Below are 16,277 nucleotides of genomic sequence, written 5' to 3'. Positions count from 1 at the left end.
GTGGCCGTATCGGCCAGAGACCCCGCCGCAGCAATCTCGGAAACCTTCGAAGACCGGCGCCCACGCACTGTCATATCAGACCGACTCCCAACGCTGCCCTCGATACTGAAGGCATTCGGGTAGGATCATCGATCACATTAAGCCCAGCCAAACCAAACGGGTCAGCCCCGGAGTTAGCATGCAGGTCGGCATTGTTACTATTCACCACACAACCAATTACGGTGCCGTCTTGCAGGCCTGGGCGCTTTCCCAGGCAGTCTGCAAACTGGGACACCAGGCCCGGATCATAGACTATCGACCAACCGCAGCCGTCAACTACTTCAGACGCCAGAATACCCATAACGTCCTCGCCCTCGCCAAGTTCATTAAAGACTGGCGATTTCATCAATTTCGTGTCAAAAACCTCAGGACCACCGAAAGGTGCAACGAGTCCAGCGACCTGCCAGCCATCGCTCAGCGCTTCGATGCCATCATCGCCGGCAGCGACCAGATCTGGGCCATCAACAAGATCAGAGGCTTCGAACCCAACTTCTTCCTGGAGTTCGCCGCCGATAATCCTCAGGTACGCAAACTCGCCTACGCTGCCAGCTGTGGCGAGATGACCACAGTTCAAGACCCCCAGCAGCAGGAACGGATCCGTAAGGCACTCGGCACCTTCCACACGATCCTGGTACGTGATGAGAACACCGCCGGCTTCGTCCACAACCTCAGCCACCAGCCCGCTGATGTCGTCCTCGATCCCACATTTCTGGGCGACTTCTCTCCCCTCCATGCCACGGTCAGAGACGACAACTACCTCCTGGTCTACGCCGAATTGATGCCGCAGGCCCAGCAGGCCATTCGCGAGCTCGCCAGAAGCAAGTCGCTCAAGATCATCTCCGTTGGCTACCGCTTCAAAGGAGCAGACAAGCTGCTGCCGTTTGCCGGACCGCAGCAATGGTTCAACCTGATCCGTCACGCATCGATGGTCATCACCAACTTCTATCACGGCGGGATCTTTTCAATCCTTAACCGACGCGACTTTGTCTTCCTTGGCAGGCCCAACAAGATGATCAAAACCATGAGCCTATTGAAGAACCTCACGCTCGAAGACCGCTGGCTGGACGATAATGAGATATCCGCCGACCGCCTCATCAACTTCCCGGCCACAAACTACACGCCCGAGTTCGAGCAGACGATCAGCGAGAAAACCGATCAATCACGCAGCCGCCTCAGGCAGATGCTGGATTGAGCTTGATTGAATCGGGGCAGGGCGAGCCCGCTAGGAGCAACACTCCATGTCACTCAAGCACATCCCTTCACTCGACGGTTTCCGAGGCGTCGCCTGCCTCATCGTCCTGCTCGCGCACATGACACCGCTTTACGTATCAGGCGCCTTCGGTGTCGATATGTTCTTCGTCCTAAGCGGATTCCTGATCACCGGTATCCTCGTCAGCGAAATCGATAAGACCGGCAGAATCGCCCTCCTCAAGTTCTATGTCCGACGTTTCCTCCGCCTGCTGCCAGCCCTCTGGCTGACGGTCATCGCAGTCCTGGGCACGCTCTACTTTGTCGATGACCTACGCCCCGAGTACATCCGCGAAGCGATATACGCCGTCACCTACATCTCAAACTGGATCCATGCCCTCGGCATCGAAGACCGCTACTTCCTCGGACACACCTGGTCACTCGCCATCGAAGAGCAGTTCTACATCATCTGGCCCTTCGCTCTGCTCCTGCTCACACGCTGCAAATTAGGCCATGGCAGGAACGCACTCGTGCTGGCCTCACTGGCCCTCTTCGTCGCCATCTACAGAAACATCCCCGGCTACGACGACATGCGCATCTACCGCGGACTCGATACCCACTGCGACGGCCTGCTCCTCGGCTCCGCACTCGCCTACTTCTTGCTGACAGTTCAAGCCAAAGCCCCAGCCCTCACCAAGCTGCTCCCATGGGCCGCCTATCCCGCCTGCCTGATCCTTCTGACCTTCCCGATCAAGCTCGGCTGGACCCACTGGCCAACACCCCTTTTCGGCTACGCCGTCATCAACATGATGTCATGTATCGTGATCTGGGAAATTGTCACCCACCAGCAGGGCCCGATCGCTCGCGTCCTCTCCCTCAAGCCGCTGACCTACTCCGGAAAGATTTCCTACGGCCTCTACCTCTACCACTGGCCCATCGTGATAGCCGCAAGGCATCTCCTCCCGGACGCTCAGTGGTACGTGCACGCGGCCATCGCTTTCCCCGCCGCCTACATCGTGTCGGATCTCTCCTTCCGTTTCATCGAGAGCAGATTCCTCGCGATGAAACGCCATTTCGCGTAACCCACAACCGCCCGATTCCACCGCAGACAACAAGCTCATACCCGATCGCCGCCAAAACGATATTTTACACAGACGCACCGCCAATCCGGTGACCTGCTGCGTAGGAACAAGCGAGTAACAACAACAATGTTAGCCCTCAGAAAATTCGCCATCAGTTGCCGTGCCCTCGTCCCCAGCAGCATCTGGCAGATGGGTGGCGTCTACTTCTGGAAAAGAAGACTCAAGCGAAACTTCGGCTACGACGGACGCCGATTCCTCGCCTGGTCCGGCATCGTCGGAAGCCTGGACCAACCCGCCGAAAACCGCGCCGCCAAAATCGCCGCTACCGCTCATGCACTCGAAAAGGGCCTCAGCCACCCCGTCCCCAGAGCCGGATTCGGCCAGGACAAGACCCGGTTTCTGATCAGACTCATCGAGGAGTACCTGCCTAAAGCCGGCTTCGACCACATCGTCGGTAACGCAATCATCGTCCTCCAGAGACGGTCCGAACTCAACGCGTCGCTCGGACACCACGAACCCGAGCTGGATCAACGCATCGAAGACCTTGCCCAACGCATGGGCAGCGCCCAACTGGAAGCACTCACCGGTGGGGCGGATAAAACCACCCGCGAAGACATCCATCGCGATGGAAAATTCGACCTCATGCCCTTCATGCTCAGCAGGCACAGCATCAGGGACTACACCAACGAACCCGTGGACCCCGAGTTGATCAAGCAGGCAATCCGCCTAGCGCAACTCTCACCCTCAGTCTGCAATCGTCAGGCATGGAAGGTCCACGCCTACTTCGACCAGACACGCATCCGCGAGTTACTCGCCTACCAGAACGGCAACGCCACCTTCAGAGAAGACATCACCACACTCCTGATCATCACCAGCGACCTCAGAAAGTTCTACGACTGCGGCGAGAGATTCCAGGGCTGGATCGATGGCGGCATGTTTTCCATGTCGATGACACTCGCCCTCCACTCTCTCGGCCTCGGTGCCTGCTGTCTCAATTGGTCCGCCGAAATGGAAAGAGACACGGCCATGCGCACCGCCGCCAACATTCCGGATCACGAGCTGGTCATCATGATGATGTCAGTGGGGCATATCCCCGAGATACTCAAGGTCGCCGTCTCTCCTCGAAGACCCTTGGAAGAAGTCCTCGTCCTAGGCGACGAACACCCTCCGGCCTGACGTCGCCATCATCAACGGCGTTCGTGGCTTCAGCCCCTACCGCCGCCGCGACTTCCGTCGTTTAACCCGCTTCACCGACGCACCCCGCACGCCGTACCGCGAAGCCAACGCCACCGGAACCTCAGCAGGCGGCGCCTGCCCCGCACGCAGAAACCCCGCCAGCCACTGAAAACCAGGCATCGCATGCTCGAAGAAAGCCCGATACCCCTCACATAAAACCGTCGGACCCTCCAACTCGCCACGAGCCGGCCGATGCTTCGGGCACCCCCCATAACAAAGCGCCCGCCACCGACACGACCGGCACTCACCCTCCAACTCTAGTTTCCGCTCCGAGAACCGCTGGTACCTCGCGCCATCCAGATCAGCCATCCACCGACGCTCTCCCGTCAGCTCAGCATCCGGCCGCTCCCCATCAACCGTCAACGTAACCCCTTCCTCGGCCACCCGACCCAGACGCCAGTCTTCCTGTACATAGTGATCGCACCCGAATACCGACCCGTCCTGCTCGATCGTCACCTGCCCCCGACAACTGCTGGCGTACGTACATTCTGTCGCCTGACCCTGAATCAGCACGCTCAGCACGTGGTCAAACACCCGCACCGATACACGCTGTCGCTCCGCCATAAACCACGCATCAAACACCCGGCACAAAAAACGCCCATAGGCCGCACCATCAGGCGAGAAATCCGCCAGCCGCCAACCCTCCCAGGCATCCTCCGTACGCGCCCCAGTCCATGACGAATCATGACAGCCAACGCGCACTTGCTCGTCAGGCGACAACCACTCCACCGCCGGGATGAACTGCACCCAGTCAATCCCCAGCCGCATCAACTCACGCCAAACCCGCTCTGGATGCACCACATTCCGGTCGTTCAGGACCACCATCAGATTGTGCTCAAGCCGATGCCGCTTCAGCAGACGAAGCCCCCGTAGCACCTCGTGATAACTCCCCCCGCCATCCCGTGCCATCACCCGATACGCATCGTGATCCGAAGCCAACCCGTCAAGCGACAAACCCACCAGAAAGCCGTGCTTCCTCAGAAACACGCACCATGCCTCGTCCAGCAGCGTCCCGTTGGTCTGCAACGCAAAAGCCACCTGCTGACCCTCGCGCCGATACCGCTCGACCAACCCCACCACGCTTTCAAACCACGCCAGCCCCGCCAGCGTCGGCTCGCCCCCCTGAAACGAAAGCGTCACCCGATCCGCAGCCCACGGCAGATACCCCGCCAAAACCTCCTCAAGCACCCCCAGCGACATCCGACACGAAGACGACCCCAGCCTGCCCTCCACCGGCAGGTAGTAGCAGTAATGACACCGAAGATTACAGGCCGAACCCACCGGCTTGATCATCAGCGACACCCCCCGTGCATCTACACCCGGAGAAGCAAAACCACTTGGATAAAGAGCAGACGACATCTAAAGTCCTATCGATCTTTAGATAGCGTAGCTCAAGCCCCAGCCCCTGCCTACCCACCAATCCCAAAAAGAATCAAACCCGTGAAATGGAGCCGAAGGGGATCGAACCCTCAACCTCTGCATTGCGAACGCAGCGCTCTCCCAATTGAGCTACGGCCCCTGATTTGCCCAGAGTCTAACCACAAGCCCCAAACCCTCCAAACGAACTCAGCCCCGGAACAAGGTTTAGCTGGATTACAGAGGAATTTGTTGTATAACTAAGGATCAGGCAAAGCCTTCTGCGACGTCACGCAGACCCCCTAATTCCCCACTCGATTCAGGAGAAAGAGACGATGTCCCATCCCGCCATCACCACCGCCGCTGCCCTCGCAGCCATCACCCTCACCGCCGGTCAGGCCTCCGCCTACCTGCAGGTCTTCCCCGTCGCCGACGCACAGCTCGAAGGCGACCGCTTCTACGACGGCGCCTTCTCAGACGGCACCAACGTCTACTCCGTCTTCCGCTCCTCAGCCCCCGGCGACGCCAACGGCTACATCACCGTCTTCGACGGCTCGACTCACAGCTCAGCCATGACCGGTGCCCAGTGGAACGCCCTCGGTGCCGGCGACCTCGCAGCCAGCGACGGCGCCCGCGTCGTTGCCGGCGAACTCCGCTTCGTCAACTTCTTCACCAACGAGTTCTACAGCGTCGACCTCGGCACCGGCACCCCCTCGGTCGTCACGACCAATGCCGACATCAACCTGCTCGTCGTCGACAGCTCCAACTTCACCGCCGCTAACACCGTCGCTGACGACGGCACCATCATCGGCTACGAGTCACGCACCGATCAGATCGTTAACGAGACGCCCTCGATCCTGCTCTCCAGCGCCGCCCTGACCTCGGCCACCGGTAACGATTCCGTCTCCGGCATGACCGCCAACGGCTCAGACATCATCTGGGGCAGCAACACCTCCGATGAGCTCTACAGCTACGACGGCACCACCGTCTCAACAATCATGACCGAAGCCGAGTACACCGCCTTCACCGGCGAAGATAACCCCGGCTTCAACGACATGATCGTTGGCGGCGACGGCCTCCTCTACTTCTACGACACCCGCACCGACGCGATCCTCTCCCTCGATCCCGATGCCGCGGTCCCCGCCTCCACCCTCGCCGTCGTCATCTCCGAGGCCGAGCTCCTCGCCGGCCCCGGCAACTCGGACCTCATCGGCAACCTCACTTGGTACAACGGCGACATCGCCTGGACCGTGACCAGTTCCTCGTCTGGCCGCGTCCCCGGCTTCTACTCCATCCCCGAGCCCGCCTCGGCCGCCCTCATGGGCCTCGCAGGACTCGCCCTGATCCGTCGTCGCTAAAAACGCCACGACATAACGCCCTTTCTGCGAGGCCTACAGGAAACTGTGGGCCTCGTTTTCTTGACCCCCAGCCCCGCCACGGGTTAAATGAAGGGTCAAAGTTCACCTAGCTGTCGAAAAATCCCCCAGACCCGCAAGCCGGAGTGGTACATGGCCAAGCGCAACGACTCATGGGGCATCGAGATCGGCTCCTACGCCATCAAAGCCGTACATCTCGTTCGCTCCGGCGCCGATGTCCGTCTAGCAGACTACGTCGTCCTCCCCTACAAGCACGTCCTCTCAACACCCGACATCGACGCCGACGAGCAGATCCGACTGCAACTCGACGCCTTCCTCGCCAAGAACGACATCGCCAAATCGGTCGTCGTCGCCTCTGTCCCCGGCAACATGGCCTTCGCCCGCTTCGCCAAGCTCCCACCCGTCGAGCCCAAGCAGGTCAAGAAGATCGTCGAGTTCGAGGCCAAGCAGCAGATCCCTTTCCCCATCGATCAGGTCGAGTGGGACCACCAGGTCTTCCAGAACGACGACTCGCCCGACATTGAAGTCGGCATCTTTGCCATCACCAAAGAAAGGGTGATGACCTTCCTCGCCAACTACCGCTCCGTCGGCGTCCGTGTCGATGAAATCAACCTCTCCCCCGTCGCCGCCTACAACGCCTTCGTCTACGACAACGCCGACCAGCCCGCCGCCGGCACCCTCTACCTCGACATCGGTACCACCTCCACCGACGTCATCATCGTCGAAGACGACAACATCTGGCTCCGAACACTCCCCCTCGGCGGCAACAACTTCACCGAAGCCCTCGTCCGCTCCTTCAAGCTCTCCTACCCCAAAGCCGAAAAACTCAAGCTCGAAGCCTCCACCTCCAAATACGCCCGCCAGATCTTCCAGGCCATGCGCCCAGTCTTCGCAGACATGGTCCAGGAAATCCAGCGGTCACTCGGCTACTACCAGTCCATCCGCCGCGATTCCAACATCACCCGGCTCGTCGGACTCGGTTCCACCTTCAGACTCCCCGGCCTCACCAAGTTCCTCAAGCAGCAGATGCAACTCGAGGTCATCAGGCCCGATGGCTACCAGCGAATCACCGTCGACGGCAAACGCGAAGCCGACTTCGCCGACGAAGCCGTCAACCTCGCCACCGCCTACGGACTCGCCCTCCAGGGACTCGGCGAAGAAAAAGTCAACGCCAACCTCATGCCCACCCCCATCCTCCGCCAGCGACTCTGGGCCGCCAAGCAGCCCTGGTTCCTCGGAGCAGCCGCCAGTCTCGCCATCGCCGCACTCATCCCCGTCTACAAGCACTACACCGACAAAGCCGAGATCAACCAGGTCGCTCAGGAACTCTCGCCACGCGTCCAGGCCATCACAAGGCAGGCCGACAGCTTCCAGCGGGATTTCCGCGAGATACAAACAGGCGGCGAACCCATCCAGCAGATCGAAGGTCTCAAGACACTCACCGAACTCCGCCAGATCTGGCCCACCATCCTCGCCGACCTCAGCCGGGCCACACGCTCTGTCAACCCCCAACCCGAACTCCTGACCGCTAACTTCGAGCAGATCCGCGCCATCCCAAGGCCCGAACGCCGACTCATCACCATCGAACGCTTCACCCCCACCTACATCGCCCAGCCCGAAACCGAGTCCGAGGACGATCAGGACAACAACCAGGGCAACATGTTCGGCGGAATGGGGGGTATGGGCGGGATGGGAGGAATGGGTGGTATGGGTGGCATGGGAGGCGGAATGGGCGGAATGGGCGGCGGCATGGGAGGTATGGGGGGCATGGGCGGTATGGGTGGAATGGGCGGGGTGGGGGGCTTCAACAACAACGAAGCCGACATCTCCCGCACCTACGAGCTCTCCGACTTCTTCACCGAAGAAGTCGGCCCGCGCTTCCACGTCGTCCTCGAAGGCACCACCCCGCACGCCAACGCCGCCGACTTCCTCACCAACACCTTCATCCAGTACCTCAGAGACAACGCCGAACAACCCGGCAAGCCCTACCGCTTTGTCTTCCCCGAAAACGTCCTCGTCGCCATCGAACCCGTCGCGACCGACCCCGCACGAAGCCCGCGAGGCGGGGCCGCCAGCATGGGTGGAATGGGAGGCATGGCTGGCGGGATGGGTGGCATGGGTGGCATGGGTGGCATGGGTGGCATGGGGGGAATGGGTGGCATGGGAGGTATGGGAGGTGCCCGCACCTCTTCCGTCAACGCCGACGACCTCCTGCCCCAGCATCCCCTCGCCGATGAGCCCCGCACCACCGACCGACGCTTCCGACTTGAGTGGTTCATCGAACTCAAGTCACCCGAGGAGGTCGAGAACCAAACCCCTGACAACGGCCAGCAAGCCGGCAACGGACCCAGCAACACGACCCCAGGCGAACCCTCATGAATGCACTGATCAACTGGATACGTAACAACCCGTTGACCCTCGCCGCAGGCATCGTCGCCATCGCCTCACTCGTCGTCATGATCTGGTTCATGCTCGGCTCAGGCGAACTCCGCGACAACCTCGAACGCGAAGCCCAGGCCATCAACAAACTCCGCGGCTACCGACCCGTCCAGGTCGATCTCCCGCCCTCAGGCCCTGGCGAAACCGCCGTCCAGGCCAGCAACGTCATGGTCAACGCCGAGGCCATCGAACGCGTCCAGGCCATCAACGGCCAGATGGCCCAGCAGTCCCAGGCCGTCATCGACGCAGCTATCCAGTTCAACCAGCAGGGACTCCTCGAAGGCCAGCCGCTCGCCTACGGCGAAACGCCCGTCAACATCGCAAGAACCCCCATGCTCCAGGGGCTCTTTCCCGAACCCGCCAACGACTCCATCCCCTACCGCGCCCGCGACACCTACCGCGCCGCCTTCCCCGCCATGCTCGGCCGCTGGGCCGAAGGCCAGCCCGGCTACCGACTCAACGCCAGCATGCCACCGAGCCCCGAAGAAATCGCCGCACGCATCGCCGAAGTCGAAGCCGACCTCTTCCAGGAAGGCGAACGCGGACAACTCGACGAGGCCGCCATCGAGCACGAACAGCGAACCAAGCGCGCCGCCCTGATCCAACTCCTCAAGGAACGCGCCCAGCAGATCCACGTCTACGCCAACACCTTCGAACAAACCCTCCCGTTCCAGATCGGAGCCTGGTCGCTCGGAACCGGCCAGCCCCAGCAGATCGAACTCTGGGAAGCCCAGATGCAGCTCTGGATCCAGCAGGACCTCGTCGCCGCCATCGCCCTCGCCAACCGTGTGTGGGAAGACGCAGCCTCCTCATCCGAAGGCACCTCCGTCATCAACGCACCCGTTAAACGAATCATCGCCATGAGCGCCCTCCCCGGCTACGTCGGTATCCACTCCATGGGCGGCATGGGCCAACGCCTCGCCGGATCCGCCTCAGCCGGCCGAGGCGGCAACTCGTTCTCCGCAGCCGGTGCCGGCCGAGGCGGACAGGGATCCGCCACCAACAGCCCCAGCAACCGAAACTTCTTCGTCGCCCCAACCGGACGCGTCAGCAACAGCATGTACGACGTCCGCCACGCCCTGCTCTCCATCCATGCCGATGTCGAGCAGATCGACGCCATCTTCAACGCACTCTCACGCATCAACTTCATGACCGTGGTCGACGTCACCATGTCTGACGTCGACGAAGCAGGACCCGATGGACTCGCCGGCGGATACTTCTACGGCTCCGCCGATGTCGTCCAACTCGACCTCGTCATCGAATGTGTCTTCCTCAGAGCATGGACCACACCCCTCATGCCCGAAGAAACCCAGGACTACCTCGGCCTCGGCTCCTGACCGCCACAGATCGTTCGTGACGGGCCAGCTGCCCGCCGAAAGGAAGCGCCATGAAAGGCATCGGATTCTTTGAACAGCACGTCGAAAAGATCACCCTCGGCCTCGCCGTCGTGATCACACTCGGCATCTTCTACACCCAGTTCATCGCCGATCCACACAGCATCGAAGAAGGCTCACCCGCCGAAGTCAGGGACAGAGTCCTCGACGAAATCGAAAGCCTCCAGCGACGCCTCGACGGACCCTCACAGGTCCCCACCTACACCGTCGATGGTTTCCGAAACGCCTTCGTCCAGGCCGTCGAAACACCCCCAGCCGCAGGCATCCGCATACAGGGCCCCATCGGCCAGATACCCCTGCCCCCACCCGATGAAGCCGGCGACGCCCCCGCCTACAACCTCCCCACACCACCTGTCGCCACCAACTTCAAGGTCGCCACCGGCCACGCTCGACTCGCCCTCGAAGGCTCCCGAACCGACGCCGAAGTAACCCAGCAACTCATCGAACGCATCAACAGCCGAGCACCCCACGACTTCCAGTACGTCTCCGTCGCCGCCGACTTCCCCTTCGAAGAGTGGATCCGGCGACTCAACACCGGCCCCCAACGCGACAGAGTCCCCACGCGATGGTGGGGCTCAAGACGCCTCCTCGCCGGCGTCCTCCTCCAACGGCAGGAACTCAACCCCGAAACCGGCGAATGGTCCGACCCCATTCTCGTCGAGCCCATCCCCGGACAGCCCGGCTACATCGAAGACCCGGAGAAAGACTGGCAGCCAGGCGAAGTCGCTCAGGCCATCAACCTCGTCAGCAGCCAGCAGCAGCTCGTCCAACAACCATCCTTCGCACCCAGCAGCAGCGCCCTCCCATGGACGCCCCCAGGCGAAGGCCTCGCCAGCCTCGACGCCGAAACCCACCGCGAACTCCGCGAACTCTTCGAAGACCTCGAAACCGTCCGCGAACGCATCGCACGCATCCAGGAACGCGAGCAGAACGCCAACAACCGACAGAACAACCGGCCTGAGCGAAACCGACCCACCCGACAGCCAAACCCAGGCGCCGGTGGCGGCATGGGTGGAATGGGTGGTGGCATGGGCGGCGGTGCAGCAGGCGGCATAGGCGGCGGCATGGCCCAGGCAAGACCGCAGGCACGACCCCAACGCGAACAGATGACACCCCTCGAACGCTTCATGCAGCAGGAAGCCGAACTCATCGCAGAAATCTCGGCCATCCTCCTCCCCGAAGACATCGACAACATGAACCAACCCATGGCACCACAACCCGGCATGGGCGGCATGGGCGGCATGGGTGGCATGGGGGGTGCTCAACCCGGCATGGGCATGGGGGGAATGGGCGGCATGGGGGGAATGGGCGGTATGGGGGGCATGGCCGGTGCCCGAGCCAACAACACCAGCACCACCAGCATCACCGAAGAGACCGTCCGCGTCTGGGCCCATGACATCACCGTCGAACCCGGCAAAACCTACCGCTACCGCGTCGTCGTCAACGTCCTCAACCCGCTCTTCCGCCGATCCAACGTCGACGCCGAACAGCGGGCTCAGAACTACCGCAAGATCGCACTCGGCCCGGACCCCGCCGAACTCAACGACGCTCCATGGTCCCGACCCGTGACCACCGATCCCGTCAACTTCTTCTTCCTCGTCGATGGCACACTACAGCAGCAGGAAGCCGTCATCGAAGTCTGGACCAGACACGCCGGCCAGTGGCAGTCCCTCCGGAACCGCTTCCGCCCAGGCGACGACATCGGCGGCATCGCCACCATCCAGGGACCGCTCGGCATCCAATCCCTCAACATGTACACCGACAACATCATGATCGACTACGCAGCCCTCGGAGCCGGCGCCGCATCCGCCGCGTTGCTCTACATGGACGAAACAGGCGGCAACCTCCTCACCCGCTCCGTCGATCAGGACCGCAACGACATCAAACAGATCCGCGTCATGAACGAACAGGACGCCGTCGCCTTCCTCCAATCCATCGGCAACCGACGACCCATGCAGCCAGGCGGCATGGGCGCTCCCGGCATGGGTGGAATGGGTGGCGGCATGGGAGGCATGGGAGGGTTCTAAAAACCCATACGTCCTGACGCGCGCTACCGACCGTCACGCTCACGACCCACGGACACCGACCACCGCGATCCCGCACCAGCCGTTGCCGATCCGGTCCGTAATCTTCACCCCACGCACACTCGGAACCGCCGCCGGCAACCCACGCTCCAGACAACGCTCGTGCCACCTCGCTAGGTCATGCTCGGCCACCTCCCGCGAGGCCGTCATCAGCACAAGACACAAACCCGCAAATCGTATCCCCGCCTCCTGCCACAGCTTCATCAGATCCTTCGTCACCGGCCGCAGCAACTCAGACGTATACCGACGGAAAGGACCGCTGCGCTCGTACTGCGCCACCAGCTTCACCTCCAGCCAGTAAGCCTCCCCGGCCGTCATCCCCGGTTGACCATCAAACAGCGTCCCCACCACCGCCTCCTCCTTAAGCGGCAACCCATCCCGCGTCAGCACCAGATCACACCGCTCGCCCGAACTCCTCTTCCGCTCAACCCACCGACTCGGATAACGCTGCTCCCGATAAACCCCAAAGCCTCCCCGCTCCAGACAATCAGCCAGCACCGGATGCAGACCCAGTTCGTCGAGCGCATCAAACCCGTAAACCGCCTGCTCCAGATCATCCGCCGCCGCCCGTTCCGCCAGACCTGCCTCCAGGACATCAGCAATCTCCGCCGTCGACCAGCTCACCCAAACCTCCCGATCACCAACTCGACAGCTCACCCATGATCGGCTCCAGCAGATCCTTCACCGTCACCAGACCAATCGTCTCACCCGTTCCATCCACCACCAACGCAACCGGCAGACGCCGTGCCTGCATCCGACTCAGCGCCTTGCGGATCGGCAGCGACCCCTCCATCCGCTCAATCGGCTTCATCAGGTCCCCGGCCGACGGACAGTCCGCCCGATCCAGCAGCAACACCTCCCGAAGATTCAGAACGCCCAGCACCGCTCCCGAATCATCCACCACCGGAAAACGCGACCGCCCGGTACGGTCCGCAAGCTCCCACATCGCCGCCCCGTCCGCATCCGCGGAGACCGTCAGCACATCCTCCCACGCCGTCATCTCACCCTCCACCGTTTTATTACTCAGCGTCAGCACCCGACCCACAATCGCCGTCTGCTCATCACTCAGAATCCCGTGACCAAGACCCTCCTTCACCAGTGTTTCCACACGACGACGAGGATGCGAGGGCGTCACCGGACCACCCGTAATCAGCCGACCAAACCCAACCGTCAGCGGAACCAGCCCACAAGCCGTATACAGCCACCGAGAACCACGCAGCACCCCCGAAAGCCGATACATCAGTCGATCCGCATAAGCCGAAAACAGATCCTTGGGCAGCGTCTCGCCAAACACAAACAGAATCGGCGTCACGATGATTGTGTTCACGGCCACGTTCGCCCACCCCGTCACACCCTGCGCCTCAAGCAAAATGCCAAGCGTCGCCACCCCCAGATTGTTCATGATGTTGTTGCCCACCAGCAACGTGCTCAGCAAACTCGTGACGTTCTCCGTCTCTTCACGCAGCACCCGCGCCGCCCGAACACCCTGGTCTGCCAGCACCTGCAGCCGAACCCGATTCAGACTGTAAACCCCCGTCTCCAAACCCGAGTACAACGCCGACCCGCCAAAGCCGATCAGCATCGCCACCGCATATAGAGCCATCTCCAAACCGCTCATGACGATTCCCCCTCGTCCTCAACCGGCAACGCCGGAGCATCGGTCATCTCCAGCAGCAGCGTCTCCACACGACGACGCTTCATCGATGCCACCGTCAGACGCACATTCCCCACATCCAGCCGATCGCCAACCCTCGGCAAACGCCCGAGCATTGCCATCACCAACCCGCCCAACGTACTCACTTCCACCCCGTCATCATCCGACCCCAACAGCATGTCGTGACCAAAAATATCCGGCCAGTCATGAACCGATAGATCACCCCCGATCCGCCAACGCCCGAGCCCGATCATCTGAACAAGCGGCGCCCCGCTGTCTTCGTACTCACCCGCAATGTCCCCCACCATGTGCTCAGCCACATCCTCCAATGTGATCAGCCCCGCCGTCCCCCCATACTCATCCACCACCATCGCGAACGTCGTCCCGCTCTTACGCAGCTCCACCAGCAGCCGGTCCACCGCCGCCACGGCAGGCACAAAACGCACCTGACGAATCAGCTTCCGAACATCCTCCGCCGTCTCCGGCCGCGCCACCAGAACCTGCCGACTGTAAAGAAGCCCAACCACCTGATCCAGGCTGCCATCCGTCACAGGGATATGACGAAGACCCGTCTCCCGAATCAGATCCATCAACTCCTCCGCCGAAGAAGCAAGATCAAACGACTTCACATCCACCCGCGGGATCATCAGATCCTCCACACGCAGCTGCCCCAATTCCAGGACCTGCTGAAGCAACCGCTCCTCCTCCGAATCCAGAACCCCGTGATGCTCGCTCAACCGAAGCAACGACTCCAACTCGTCCGCCGACAACGCATCCACCCCGCCAGCCGGTGCGACCAGCCGGGCCAGAGGCGTAATCACCCCATGCTGCGCCACCACCCGAATAGGCGTGATCAGACGATGAACCGCCAGAAGCGGCACCGACGCATACCGCGCCCAGGTCATCCGCGCCCGCGCCGCCACCAGCTTCGGAGCTACCTCGCCCAGCAGCACGATCACGATCAATGGCAAAATAGCCAGTGCCGTAAGCAACCACCCCGTCGACCACGCCTTCTCACCCACCCGAATCGCAGCCGCCGCGCTGATCGCAAAAAACAGAACGTTGACAGTCATGTTCCCCAGCAGCAGCGTGATCAGCAGACCACGCGTCTCAGCGAGCAGCGTCGCCACAGCCACCGCCGACGCCCCTCCCCGACGCTCAATCATCAGACGCTGATGCTTTGTCAGACTGAACAGCGACGTCTCGCTACCCGAGAAAAAAGCACTCGCCGCAATCAGAACCGGCAGCGAGGCAAGCATCACCAGAAGTGTCAGATCCATAACGAAACGCAGCCCACGTTAGATCTTCGATCCGCTGATGCCTTCCCAGCGATGCGCACGCATCGCCGCCAGCACGCGCTCAGCCGCGTTCACCGCCGTATACCCCGCCTCCGCATCCACCGCCGGACGATCACCCGTCCGAGCCGCTTCGAGAAAACTGCTCAGCTCCGCCGTCAACGGATCCTCCTCACCCGCAGGCAGTTCCATCGTCAGCTCGTCCAGATTCACCAGCGAAGAGTAATCCAGCTCCGTCAGATCCGTCCCGTCCTGCAGCAGCCTGCGGATCTCATCCAGCGCCTCCGCATTCTCCGCCAGCTTGATCACCACCCCGCTCCGTTTGCCGTAATCCAGACTCACATACGCCTTCTCGCTGAAGATACGCATCTTACGCTCGGTCTTCAGCGCCAGCCGCGACGCCGTCACGTTCGCCACACAACCCGACTCAAAAACAAACCGCGCGTTCGCCACATCCTCATACTCACTCACCACCGAAATCCCCGCCGCCTCCACCCGCTGAACCTCCGAGTCCACCAGCATGTGGATGATGTCCAGATCATGAATCATCATGTCCATCACCACACCCACATCCAGCGACCGAAACGTCATCGGGCTCACACGATCCACTTCAATGAACCGAGGCGTGATCCCCATCGCCGCCACCGCACGCACCGCCGGATTGAACCGCTCCGTGTGCCCCACCTGCAACACCGCTCCCTGCATCTGAGCCAGCGTCGCCAACTCCCGCGCCTCCGCACGACTCGGCGCTAAAGGCTTCTCCACTAGGCACGCGATCTTCCGCTCCAGCAACGGCCGTGCCGCCGCCATATGCATCTGCGTCGGAACCGCCACCGTCGCCGCCCGAAGACCCGGCTGCTTCTCGATCAACTCCTCAGGCGACGTATAAGCCTCACACCCATACTGATCCGCCACCGTAAACGCGCGATCCTCATCCGCATCAACCACCGCCACCAGCCGGGCCTGTGGCAGATTCTTATACGTCCTCGCGTGATGGCTCCCCATACGCCCCACGCCGATCACCGCTACATCCAGTATCCCGTCGTCCGTCATGCCCACATCCTAGCCGATCAAGCCCCACCCCACGCCAACCCCATCCCAAACACACCACGCCCCATCTGCCGGGCTACCATG

Annotated in this window: 12 protein-coding genes and 1 tRNA gene; 7 read left to right on the top strand and 6 right to left on the bottom strand. The window is 61.7% G+C overall.

The genetic code is table 11. The features are described from left to right. Window positions 1-178: 178 nt before the first annotated feature. The 3 genes from ACQZAB_RS13515 to ACQZAB_RS13505 all read left to right on the top strand — a co-directional run bounded on the left by ACQZAB_RS13515 (window position 179) and on the right by ACQZAB_RS13505 (window position 3,485). Window positions 179-1,231: a polysaccharide pyruvyl transferase family protein gene (locus tag ACQZAB_RS13515; RefSeq protein WP_428390043.1), complete on the top strand. Its 1,053-nt coding sequence runs from the start codon at window positions 179-181 to the stop codon at window positions 1,229-1,231. Between the two features lie 46 nt (window positions 1,232-1,277). Next, a complete protein-coding gene (locus ACQZAB_RS13510; RefSeq protein ID WP_428390042.1) occupies window positions 1,278-2,309 on the top strand; it encodes an acyltransferase family protein in 1,032 nt (343 codons plus the stop codon). Between the two features lie 126 nt (window positions 2,310-2,435). After that, window positions 2,436-3,485 carry a nitroreductase family protein gene (locus tag ACQZAB_RS13505; protein WP_428390041.1) on the top strand — a complete coding sequence of 350 codons (1,050 nt, stop codon included), beginning with the start codon at window positions 2,436-2,438 and terminating at the stop codon, window positions 3,483-3,485. Between the two features lie 36 nt (window positions 3,486-3,521). On the opposite strand, the gene ACQZAB_RS13500 is transcribed toward ACQZAB_RS13505, so the two are convergent. Then, entirely contained in the window at window positions 3,522-4,904 is a 1,383-nt protein-coding gene (locus tag ACQZAB_RS13500; RefSeq protein ID WP_428390040.1) for a radical SAM protein, read from the bottom strand. A gap of 87 nt (window positions 4,905-4,991) precedes the next feature. After that, a tRNA-Ala gene (locus ACQZAB_RS13495) sits at window positions 4,992-5,064 on the bottom strand. Between the two features lie 172 nt (window positions 5,065-5,236). Here ACQZAB_RS13495 and ACQZAB_RS13490 point away from each other — a divergent pair. From ACQZAB_RS13490 to ACQZAB_RS13475, 4 genes are all read left to right on the top strand, one after another. Further along, window positions 5,237-6,259: a PEP-CTERM sorting domain-containing protein gene (locus ACQZAB_RS13490; protein ID WP_428390039.1), complete on the top strand. Its 1,023-nt coding sequence runs from the start codon at window positions 5,237-5,239 to the stop codon at window positions 6,257-6,259. 150 nt (window positions 6,260-6,409) lie between these two features. Next, on the top strand, window positions 6,410-8,656 hold the full coding sequence (pilM, locus tag ACQZAB_RS13485; protein ID WP_428390038.1) for a type IV pilus assembly protein PilM: 2,247 nt from the start codon (window positions 6,410-6,412) through the stop codon (window positions 8,654-8,656). Then, complete coding sequence (locus ACQZAB_RS13480; protein ID WP_428390037.1) at window positions 8,653-10,053, top strand: hypothetical protein; 1,401 nt, start codon at window positions 8,653-8,655, stop codon at window positions 10,051-10,053. Before pilM ends, ACQZAB_RS13480 begins: the two co-directional genes overlap by 4 nt. A gap of 50 nt (window positions 10,054-10,103) precedes the next feature. Beyond that, a complete protein-coding gene (locus tag ACQZAB_RS13475; protein WP_428390036.1) occupies window positions 10,104-12,137 on the top strand; it encodes a hypothetical protein in 2,034 nt (677 codons plus the stop codon). 39 nt (window positions 12,138-12,176) lie between these two features. Here the strand turns inward: ACQZAB_RS13475 and ACQZAB_RS13470 are convergent, their stop codons facing one another. Genes ACQZAB_RS13470 through ACQZAB_RS13455 form a run of 4 tightly spaced genes read right to left on the bottom strand, consistent with a single transcriptional unit; the run spans window position 12,177 to window position 16,196 of the window. Then, window positions 12,177-12,818 (bottom strand): hypothetical protein, encoded by a 642-nt coding sequence (locus ACQZAB_RS13470; protein ID WP_428390035.1) that lies wholly within the window; start codon window positions 12,816-12,818, stop codon window positions 12,177-12,179. Between the two features lie 13 nt (window positions 12,819-12,831). Then, entirely contained in the window at window positions 12,832-13,812 is a 981-nt protein-coding gene (locus ACQZAB_RS13465) for a CNNM domain-containing protein (RefSeq protein WP_428390034.1), read from the bottom strand. Further along, complete coding sequence (locus ACQZAB_RS13460; RefSeq protein ID WP_428390033.1) at window positions 13,809-15,128, bottom strand: hemolysin family protein; 1,320 nt, start codon at window positions 15,126-15,128, stop codon at window positions 13,809-13,811. Before ACQZAB_RS13460 ends, ACQZAB_RS13465 begins: the two co-directional genes overlap by 4 nt. Before the next feature lie 18 nt (window positions 15,129-15,146). After that, window positions 15,147-16,196 (bottom strand): Gfo/Idh/MocA family oxidoreductase, encoded by a 1,050-nt coding sequence (locus ACQZAB_RS13455; protein ID WP_428390032.1) that lies wholly within the window; start codon window positions 16,194-16,196, stop codon window positions 15,147-15,149. Window positions 16,197-16,277 lie beyond the last annotated feature (81 nt).

The organism is Mucisphaera sp., from assembly GCF_965279675.1.
Lineage (GTDB): Bacteria > Planctomycetota > Phycisphaerae > Phycisphaerales > Phycisphaeraceae > Mucisphaera.
Note: the sequence above shows the minus strand (reverse complement) of the source record. Positions and strands in the feature narration are given on the sequence as shown.